The sequence below is a fragment of the Nocardiopsis alkaliphila YIM 80379 genome, from assembly GCF_000341005.1.
Classification (GTDB): Bacteria; Actinomycetota; Actinomycetes; order Streptosporangiales; family Streptosporangiaceae; genus Nocardiopsis; species Nocardiopsis alkaliphila.
Genome location: NZ_ANBD01000016.1, coordinates 1 through 7,467, shown reverse-complemented (window position 1 = coordinate 7,467; position 7,467 = coordinate 1). Strand labels below are relative to the sequence as shown.

Annotated in this window: 7 protein-coding genes and 1 pseudogene; 4 read left to right on the top strand and 4 right to left on the bottom strand. The window is 66.7% G+C overall.

Annotated features, from left to right (window positions below; all coding sequences use genetic code 11):
* A pseudogene (locus D472_RS27330) lies at positions 1 to 437 on the top strand (AfsR/SARP family transcriptional regulator); the annotation flags it as partial.
* 127 nt (positions 438 to 564) lie between these two features.
* Here D472_RS27330 and D472_RS0101955 read toward each other — a convergent pair.
* Together D472_RS0101955 and D472_RS0101950 are read right to left on the bottom strand one after the other, a co-directional pair.
* Positions 565 to 930 (bottom strand): DUF742 domain-containing protein, encoded by a 366-nt coding sequence (locus tag D472_RS0101955; RefSeq protein ID WP_033302958.1) that lies wholly within the window; start codon positions 928 to 930, stop codon positions 565 to 567.
* 161 nt (positions 931 to 1,091) lie between these two features.
* Positions 1,092 to 1,301, bottom strand: coding sequence for a hypothetical protein (locus D472_RS0101950; RefSeq protein WP_017602822.1), 210 nt, complete (start codon positions 1,299 to 1,301; stop codon positions 1,092 to 1,094).
* Positions 1,302 to 1,681: 380 nt separating this feature from the next.
* Here D472_RS0101950 and D472_RS0101945 point away from each other — a divergent pair, with 380 nt between their 5' ends.
* Both D472_RS0101945 and D472_RS28385 read left to right on the top strand, forming a co-directional pair.
* The gene (locus tag D472_RS0101945; RefSeq protein ID WP_017602821.1) at positions 1,682 to 1,987 is read left to right on the top strand and encodes a 4a-hydroxytetrahydrobiopterin dehydratase; all 306 of its coding nucleotides are present in this window, start codon (positions 1,682 to 1,684) and stop codon (positions 1,985 to 1,987) included.
* A gap of 83 nt (positions 1,988 to 2,070) precedes the next feature.
* Positions 2,071 to 2,232 (top strand): hypothetical protein, encoded by a 162-nt coding sequence (locus tag D472_RS28385; protein WP_017602820.1) that lies wholly within the window; start codon positions 2,071 to 2,073, stop codon positions 2,230 to 2,232.
* A 628-nt stretch (positions 2,233 to 2,860) separates the two neighbouring features.
* On the opposite strand, the gene D472_RS0101935 is transcribed toward D472_RS28385, so the two are convergent.
* Positions 2,861 to 4,483, bottom strand: a complete 1,623-nt coding sequence (locus D472_RS0101935; protein ID WP_017602819.1) for an AMP-binding protein — start codon at positions 4,481 to 4,483, stop codon at positions 2,861 to 2,863.
* A 132-nt stretch (positions 4,484 to 4,615) separates the two neighbouring features.
* Here D472_RS0101935 and D472_RS0101930 point away from each other — a divergent pair, with 132 nt between their 5' ends.
* Complete coding sequence (locus D472_RS0101930; RefSeq protein ID WP_026117290.1) at positions 4,616 to 5,629, top strand: acyltransferase domain-containing protein; 1,014 nt, start codon at positions 4,616 to 4,618, stop codon at positions 5,627 to 5,629.
* Between the two features lie 821 nt (positions 5,630 to 6,450).
* Here the strand turns inward: D472_RS0101930 and D472_RS0101925 are convergent.
* Positions 6,451 to 7,401: a phosphotransferase family protein gene (locus D472_RS0101925; protein ID WP_017602817.1), complete on the bottom strand. Its 951-nt coding sequence runs from the start codon at positions 7,399 to 7,401 to the stop codon at positions 6,451 to 6,453.
* Positions 7,402 to 7,467 lie beyond the last annotated feature (66 nt).

Sequence of the window (7,467 nt, the reverse complement as noted above, 5' to 3'; positions counted from 1 at the left end):
GGCCCCCGCCCCCGCGCCGTCCTGGCCCGCCTACTCCTGGCCCACGGACGCATGGTCCCCCTGGACGTGCTCATCGATGACCTGTGGGAAGACCAGGAACCGCCCACGGGCGCACCCGCCGCCGTACGTACCTTCGTGGCCGCCCTGCGCAGGGCCCTGGAACCCCGACGCCCACCTCGAACCCCACCTCGCCTGATCCTCACCCAAGGTCCCGGATACGCCCTGCGAACCGCCGCGCATGCCTGGACGAGCTACGCCTGGGCGCCACCGAGGACCTGGCCCGCGCACGTCTGACCCTGGGCGACACGGGCCGCGTCATCGTCGACCTGGACGCCCACGTGGTCGACCACCCCTGGCGCGAACAGGCCTGGCACCTGCTGGCCCTGGCTCTGTACCGCGCCGACCGTCAGTTGCGTCGCGTTCGCCACGCCCTGAGCCCCGCACGCGAAGAACACGCTGGAGCCGCGAGCGCGATGTTCACACTGGGCCCGATCAGCGACCTCCTCCAAGCCATCGACCAGGCCGTACACCGGTAGAAGCACCTCCCACCAGACCTCGGCGCCCTCACAGCTCCCGCATACGGTCCAACACCGCACGCAGCGTGCGGATGTCCGGACGACGGTGTTCCCGGCCCGAGGTGTGCACCATGATCCGTCCCTGATCCACCAGATCCGACAACAACACCCGCAACACCCCCAACGCGAACCCGGAACGAGAGGCCACCTCGGCCACCGAGACCGGATGCGCGCACACCGAAAGGATCAGCTCCAATTCCTCGTCCAACTCACCGGCCTCCACCGATGGCACCGCCACCACCTGCGAGGTCATCGTCAGATCCTCCCTAGAGGGACGGGTACGACCACCGGTGAGCGAGTAGGGACGGATCAGGCCGGGCTCGGCCGACCAACCAGGTTCTCGTGGTGGCACCATGTTCACCCCCGACCTCCCCGCGCGTGTGGCGGCGCCGCTGGACAGGGGCCCGCCTGACACACCGATTCGCCCTCCCCGCCGGTGGTCCGGCCCTGGGCGGCGGCGCTCGCCGACATCGACATCACCCTTTCGTCTTCTGGTTCGGTCGGTGGTGTGCCCGCTCATCGGGCGTGGGTGCGGCACCGGGGGACGGGGATCAGGGTGTCAATGGCCTGGTCGGTGTGGGCGCGGGCGGTCTCGAGGTCGTCGGCGGTACCGATGGTGGGGGAGGCCGAGGCGGCGACGGTGGTACGCAGGGCGTTGACGTCGCCGACGAGGGTGCTGGGGGTGATCATGCGGGCGCGAAGCGACCGGCGCTTCTCGTGGGGCATGGGTTCGCTCTTCGGGGGGAGTGGCGAGTGCGGTGGGGCCGCAGATGGGGGACAGGGGCCGCAGTTGCACAGAGCTAACCCCCGCGACGGGGTTTTGGCAAGGGCTCACGAGGGGTTCGGTGCCCGTTGTTTTGGAAGAGGCCTCGGAGCCGAGTGACATCTGGCCTGAGTCAAATATTGAATCTACAGCGTAAAGGTGGCGGATTCTTTTACCAAAAAACCCAGAACAAACCATAAGGAGCGGCTCACGCCGCACCTGCCGAACAAAGCCTTTTGGTTCTGTCCGAAGGTGGAAATCGACTCGGGTCAGGGTAGGTACCGGCCGGAACCGGCCAATCTCGGATTGGCACCTTGACCGGCGTCGAAAGTGGGGGAGTGGCATGGTCCACCTCAGTGACGAGCAGATCCGTGAGGGCCTGGAGCGGCTCACCGATTGGGAATGGGACTCCGAAGCGGTCCTGGTTCAACGGACCGTACGCCTTCCCGACTTCCTCAGCGCCATCGCTTTGGTGGACGAGATCGCTCAGGCGGCCGAACAGGTCGACCACCATCCCGACATCGACATTCGCTACAACAAGGTGCGTCTGGCCTTGAGCACCCACTCGGAGGGGGCGGTGACCGATAAGGACATGGCCTTGGCCGCCCGGATCGACGAATTGGTGGACGCCACCACCCGACAGGACTGATGAGGAGCTCTCGCCCCTTCGAGGTCTTCCTCCACTCGAATCGCTCTGCAAGACTTGCTCGCCCAACGAGAAGAGGACGGTTCATGGGCGGCGCCGATTTCCAGACCTGGGTCGAACGGTTCGAGGACAACGCCGATCACAGGCGTCGACTCGGTGACCCCGGTTGGGAACGTGGCTCCCACCTGAGCTCGGCGGTGGTGCGAAGCCTCCAGCGGTTCCAGACAGGAGAGGAGGGCGAGGGGTAAAGCCTGTGGTACGTGCCGCCCGCAAGACTGGAGACAACCACTACCTGGCCGCGATCCGGCTGTTCTGCGCAAGACCTTCGCTCGTTGAGGGAGCCGGAGACCCTGGCCTCGCCACCGACCGTGATCGTGGCGGTTCGCTGAAAAAGGGCGGTGTGGCAACGGCCTCGTCGAGCGTCGGCTCGACGAGGCCGTCAGGTGCGTCAGGCGGATGCGGCGGTCGCCTCACGGCGTGGGGCACGACGCGGCTCCGAACCGTCCACGAGGGACGTGGTGTTCCGCGAAGGCGATGAGTGGAGCCCGGGGGACGCTTGCTACCGCATCTGCCTGCGATGGGTACAACGGTCGAAGGGCCTCGGGTATTTCCTTGGGGTGGATGTTTACTCGTGAGATGTCGGGTAGGGACGTGGGTGAACATCCGTGCGCACCGCGGACCAAGGGGGACGGCCGTTTGGGCCGTAGGGTCCCGGGAGGGTCTGCGCGGATGTGGGAGCGGGCGCCTCGGGGGTCATGGGCGCGCGGTCCGTGCCGGATCGTTGGTCTCGGGGGAGCCATGGGGTCCGGTGTAGACGGGAGCCCTCGCGGTCGAGGACCGCGGGGGCTTTTCCCTGTTCGGGTCCGGGTGGTGGGGTCAGCGTAGGTGTGAGCGGCGCATTTTGCCGGAGGCGGTGCGGGGGAGTTCGTCGACGAAGTCGATGGTGTGGGGTGCGGCGTGGGGTGCGAAGTGGGTGCTGACCCAGTCGCGGAGTTCGTCGGCCAGGTGGGGGGTTTCGGTGTGGGTGGGGTCTAGGACGATGCGGGCGCCGACGAGGTGTCCGGCGATGGGGTCGGGGATGGGGTAGACGCCGACTTGGTCGACGGCGGGGTGGGTGGCCAGGACGGTTTCGACTTCGTTGGGGCCGATGCGGTAGCTGCGGGTGATGATGGTGCCGTCGTCGCGGGTGGAGAAGTGGATGTTGCCTTGGCGGTCGATGATGCCGGTGTCGCCGGTGAGGTGGTGGGTGTGGTCGGGGGTGTGGCGGATGTCGATGGTGTTGTCGTAGCCGTGGTAGCCGTCGAACCAGTCCAGGGGGCTGGTGGGGTGGTTGATGGCGATGCGGCCGTAGACGCCGGGGGGTGCGGGTTGGTCGTCGATGGGGTCGAGGGCTTGGATGTCCCAGCCTGGGAGTGCGGGTCCGATGGCGCCTGGGGGTGGGGGTGTGGTGTGTGCGGGCAGGTCGGGGTGGTGTGGGGCGCCCGCGCACCAGCCGAGTTCGGTTTGTCCGTAGTGGTCGTGGATGGGGGTGCCGAACATGTCGTTGGCCCAGGCGATGACGTCGGGGTTGAGGGGTTCTCCGGTGCTGGTGAGGCGTTGGACGATGATGTCGGGGGGGAGGGTTTTGGTGGCGGCGCGCAGGGTTCGGTAGGTGGTGGGGTCGGAGGTGAAGTTGGTGACCTGGTGTAGGCCTAGGACGTCGAGGGTGAGTTCGGGGTCGAAGAATCCGGCGCGTAGGGCGAGGGAGTTGTGGCCGGCCAGGAGGGGGGAGATGAGGCCGTGGTAGAGGCCGTAGGCGGAGCCGGGGTCGGCGGTGTTCCAGTAGGTGTCGTCGTCGGTGACGCCTAGTCCGAAGTGGTGGTAGGCGTGCATGGCGGCCAGGGCTCGGACGGGGACGCGGGCGCCTCGGGGTGGGCCGATGAGGTTGGAGACGTAGACGAGGGCGAGGGTGGTGTCGCCGGTGGTGGGGGGTGTGGGTGGGGTGGGGTGGTTGTGGGTGGTGAGGGTGGTGAGGGTGTGGTCGTTGGGTCGGAGGGGGTGGGTTCCGGTGGTGGCGATGTGCCAGGTGGGTGGTGTGGTGTGGTGTGGGCCGGGGTCGAGTTTGTTGCGGTATTCGTCTTGGCAGATGACCAGGCGGGCGCCTGAGTCGGTGAGGCGTTGGGTGATGGCGTGGGGGGCGAGGGAGGTGAGGAGGGGGACCAGGGTTGCGCCTAGGCGCCAGGTGGCCAGGGCGGTGATGGTGAGGTCGATGCCTTTGGGGATGAGGGTGGCGATGTGGTCGCCGGGGGTGATGCCGAGGGTGGCCAGGCCTGCGGCCAGGGTGGTGGAGCGTTGGGTGAGTTGTTCGAAGGTGAGGGTGGTGGGTTCGAGGGTGGGGCCGATTTCGGTGGTGGCGGTGGTGTTGGGGTCGTGGCGGTCGCAGAGGAGGTGTGCCACCGACGTGGTGGGGGTGTGGTAGGTGGCGATCCAGTCGCGTAGTAGGTGCGCCGGGTCGGGCATCGGTGGTGTTCCTCGGTTTCGGTGGTCGTGGTGGGTTGGGTGGTGGTCTTTTAACACTATGCCTTGTTGTGGGGTGGGTCTCTTGTGGTGGTGGGCTTTTCGTGGTTGGGGGTGTGGGGGCAGGATGTGGGGATGGATAGTGCTCGTGTGGTGGAACGTTTTGGTTTGGCTGGGTATGTGCGGTCGTGGTTGGAGGCTGCGGAGGCGTTGCCGGATCCGGGGTTGAAGGTGCCGGTGGGGGTGGATGCGGCTCGGGTGTGGGACATGTTCGCTTTGTCCGAGGTGGATCGAGCGGAGGTGGCTGCTTTGTGGCCGGGGGAGGGGGGTGAGGGTTGGCCGCCGGAGTTGTGGCATGTGGTGGGTTTGATGTGTCGGCGGTTGTGGGCTGATCGGGATGTCGCGGTGGGGGTGTGGCGGCCGTGGCCGACGTTGGTGGATGTTGAGGATGCGCGGTTGCGGGTGGCGTCGTTGTTGGCTTTTTCGGCGATGGTGCCTGAGCAGTTGGCTCGGCATGGGGCGTTGGGGATCGATCGTTCGGTGACGGTGGCGACGTTGGCCGATGTGGGTGTGCAGGTGGCGCGGTCGCGGCGGTTGTTCGGGCGTTTGAGTGTGGAGACGGCGGCGTGGGTGGCGGCGCAGTTCCGGGGTCGGTTGTTCTGGGTGGGTGGTTTGCAGTTGGAGCCGGCGGTGTTGGGGGATCAGGGGCCGGTGTCCTGGTATTCGGTGGAGGAGGCGGCGGGGTTGGGGCCGGGGTTGGGTGTGGGGGATCCGGTGTTGCGGTTGCACATTCCCACGGGTGGTTTGGATCCGGTGGTGGTGGATGAGGCGTTGGGGCGTGCGCGTGGGTTCGCTCGGGATCATTTGGGGGTGGATCCGGTGGTGGCCACGTGTACGTCGTGGTTGTTGGATCCGTATTGGGGTGAGGTGTTGGGGGAGGGGTCCAACATCGTGCGGTTTCAGCGCAGGTTCACGTTGGTGGATGAGGGGTCGCCGGGGGAGTCGGATGTGTTCCGGTTCGTGTTCGGGATGCCGAGGGTGGATGTGGGGGTGGCTCCTCGGGGGACGAGGTTGGAGCGTGCGGCGGTGGAGCGGTTGGAGTCGGGTGAGGGTTTGAGGGTGTGTACGGGGTGGTTGCGGTTGCCGTGAGGTGTGGGGGGTCTGCTCGGTGGGTGGGCCCCTTTTTTGTGTTTTCCAGGGGTGGGGTGTCGTCGGGGTTCAGGGGTGTGTGTGGTTGGTGGAGGTGTCGGATGTGGATTTTGGTGAGGGGGTCACGGAACGAAACGAGGGGTGGGTCGGTGGTTGTGGGGAGCCCTTTGAACGTTCTACTTGACATAATGTGCATTATCGGCGCTTTTGGTGTGTTTGTGGGGAAGGGGTTTTCGTGGTCGGGTGCTTCGGGTCGGTCCATCCATGTCGGCCCACGTCCATGCGCTTGTGGAGGGTCGCCTCCCCTGCGGGGTCCGATGAGGCGTGATGTCGTGGTCGAGGCGTCCTGGGGTCGCAGAAAGCTCTGCGGTTGCTTTTGGTCGATGGCTGTGTGGGAGGTATGAGCCGTGCCGTGGTTCGGGTGCGTTCTTCCGGGTGGTCTCCTCCGCGTCGGCGCGTTCTCGGGCCCATCGTCAGGGCAGGGCCTTGAGGTCGGCGGTGGTGTTGTGGTCCCCGATCGCTGGGGTGGTCGATTGAGCGAGGGGTGATCACTCTGGGTGATCCTTGGGGAGGTCCGCCCGTCCCAGGCGGTGATATCTCCATGTTTCATGCATAAACCGTGTTATGCATCATTTTGTGGTTATTGAGCGACATCTGACCGTTTTTACGTGCGGAGTGTGCATCATCCTCGGCCGAGCTCTTCGTCCGCTCACCCGGTCCCGCTGGTGGCGGGGCGCCCAAGGGTTCGAACGCGTGTACCCGAGTCGATGTTCGGCTGGTGGAGTCGAACCCTTGTGCCTTCCAGCCGGCCCCTCCCCCGCTCATGACCCGAGCACCCCGCGCACGTCCGGGCGTCGCAGCAGGCGCACACACCAGTCGAAATGTCCATCTCGACCATCGGGGGAATAGGCGTTGGCCCCGGCCAGGGCGTAGGCGGCTCGATACAGCAGCGCACGGTCGCGTTCGGGTCCCCTCTCCCCCACCCAGCGGTCCAGCAGGGCGTCGTCGAAGGAACGCGCCCGGGGTCCGTACATGTCGTAGAAGCCCGCGGCGGTGGCCGCGTCGAAGGGGTGGTCGGCGGCGGTGGTGACAAAACCCCAGTCCAGGACGGCGGTGGGTGCGCCTTGTGGGGTGGCCAAGACGTTGGGCGGGCACAGGTCGCCGTGCACGATGCGGGTGGGTCGTTCGGGGAGGCGGGTCAGGCGTTCCAGGAGGGCTTGGAGCAGGTGGGGCAAATCGGGCAGGGCCGTTGTGAGGGAGGGGGTGAAGCGGTGGGTACGGCGTTGGACCAGTGCGGCCAGTGCGTGGGGGAAGGTGGTGTGGCCTTTCCAGAGGGGATCTTCCTCGTCCAGGACGGGTAGGGCGCGGGTGGCCTCGCCTGCGTGGGTGTGGGACAGGGCGTTCAGGACCTGGGTGAGGGTGTCCTGGGCTTGGGTGTGGGTGAGGGTGCCTTGTGCCAGGTGGGTGTCCAAGGCGGTGCCGGGTAGGTGGGGTTCGATGGTGATGGTGGTGGTGTGGCGGTGGCGTATGTGCAGGATGCGTGGGGTGTCGAAGGGTAGGTGTTGGGCGGCCAGTTCTTCGTAGAAGGCTTGGAGGGGGCGCAGTTCGGTGGGGGTTTTGGTGTGCCAGGCCTTGGCGATGAGGTCGGTTCCCAAGGGGCCGGGGCCCAGGTGGTGGACGGTTCCTTCCATGCCTTGGCCCAGCAGGTGGGTGTGGGGGTGGCCCCAGTGGGCGTAGGTGTGGGTGGGGTCGGTTGGTGGTGGGGTGTTCATGTGTGTGCTTCGGTCGGGGTGGGCGGGTGCCAGGGGGCAGGATAGGGGGCATGAGTGGCGATGCGT

Excerpts from the sequence above, each read along its gene's own strand:
- D472_RS0101930 (WP_026117290.1), top strand. The coding sequence starts at position 4,616 with ATGGATAGTGCTCGTGTGGTGGAACGTTTTGGTTTGGCTGGGTATGTG.
- D472_RS0101945 (WP_017602821.1), top strand. The coding sequence starts at position 1,682 with ATGGTCCACCTCAGTGACGAGCAGATCCGTGAGGGCCTGGAGCGGCTC.
- D472_RS0101955 (WP_033302958.1), bottom strand. The coding sequence starts at position 930 with ATGGTGCCACCACGAGAACCTGGTTGGTCGGCCGAGCCCGGCCTGATC.
- D472_RS0101950 (WP_017602822.1), bottom strand. The coding sequence starts at position 1,301 with ATGCCCCACGAGAAGCGCCGGTCGCTTCGCGCCCGCATGATCACCCCC.
- D472_RS0101935 (WP_017602819.1), bottom strand. The coding sequence starts at position 4,483 with ATGCCCGACCCGGCGCACCTACTACGCGACTGGATCGCCACCTACCAC.
- D472_RS28385 (WP_017602820.1), top strand. The coding sequence starts at position 2,071 with ATGGGCGGCGCCGATTTCCAGACCTGGGTCGAACGGTTCGAGGACAAC.
- D472_RS0101925 (WP_017602817.1), bottom strand. The coding sequence starts at position 7,401 with ATGAACACCCCACCACCAACCGACCCCACCCACACCTACGCCCACTGG.